Consider the following 913-nt stretch of genomic DNA (forward strand, 5'->3'; position numbering starts at 1 on the left):
CTAAGTACCCCGCGCCGTTAATTCGTCGGGGGTCGTATCCATGCGGTGGGGTCGTTGAGGTAGAGACCGCACGCGCAGTCGAGGGCTTCTTCGGGGCTGCCGGCGGACAGTCCGTTGGGCAGGATGGAGTCTTGGTAGCCGTCGCGGCTGGCGAGGTAGATGGCGAAGCCCCAGATGCTGGCCGAGCCGCCGTAACGTAGCCGGCATAACGGCAGGGTGGTGCCGTCAGCGAGCCGGCCGTCGACGTAGGCGAACACGCCGTGATACCGCACGGGTACGGCTGCCAGGGCTGGCCAGCGGGTACGGGCGTGCTCAGCGAGGCGTTGGCGCAGGCTGGTCTTGGTCGACTCGGGTGGAGGCTTGGCCACGACTGTCATCCTGCCTCAACGTTGCTGCGGCGTGTCGGTACCGGCGCGGCGACGGTGCGGTGGCAGAACATGCCGATGCCCCCGCCAAGCCCCTATTCGATCGTTTTGGACACTGATGAGCGTGTCGCCCTGCAGGCGCTGGCCTGCCGGCCCACGACCGCGTACCGCCTGGTCGTGCGGGCCCGTATCGTGCTGGCCGCAGCCGCCGGCGCCAGCAACACCGCGATCGCCGCCGATCAGCGGGTGCACGTGGACACGGTGCGTAAATGGCGGGTCCGGTTCTACCAGAGGCGGCTAGACGGGTTGACCGATGCGCCGCGTCCTGGCCGGCCGCGCCGGTTCACCGATGTGCAGGCCGCCCAGGTCAAAGCCCTCGCGTGTGAGTTGCCGGCCGAGCGTGGGGTGCCACTGTCCCGCTGGAGCGCCGCTGACCTGGCTGATGAGGCGGTGGCCGCCGGCGTCGTGGACGACATCTCGGCTTCGACGGTGGCCCGCTGGCTGGCCGCCGATGCGATCAAACCCTGGCGGCACCGGTCGTGGATCTT

Annotated in this window: 2 protein-coding genes; one reads left to right on the forward strand and one right to left on the reverse strand. The window is 69.3% G+C overall.

Translation table 11 applies throughout. From position 1 onward, the window contains the following. Positions 1–17 precede the first annotated feature (17 nt). Positions 18–368: a hypothetical protein gene (locus ACVCAH_RS37945; RefSeq protein WP_447141023.1), complete on the reverse strand. Its 351-nt coding sequence runs from the start codon at positions 366–368 to the stop codon at positions 18–20. 21 nt (positions 369–389) lie between these two features. On the opposite strand from ACVCAH_RS37945, the gene ACVCAH_RS37950 reads away from it, so the two are divergent. Next, positions 390–913: helix-turn-helix domain-containing protein (locus ACVCAH_RS37950; protein WP_447141024.1), on the forward strand; the 524-nt coding region annotated here is incomplete at its 3' end.

This window comes from Micromonospora sp. LZ34 (assembly GCF_052981855.1).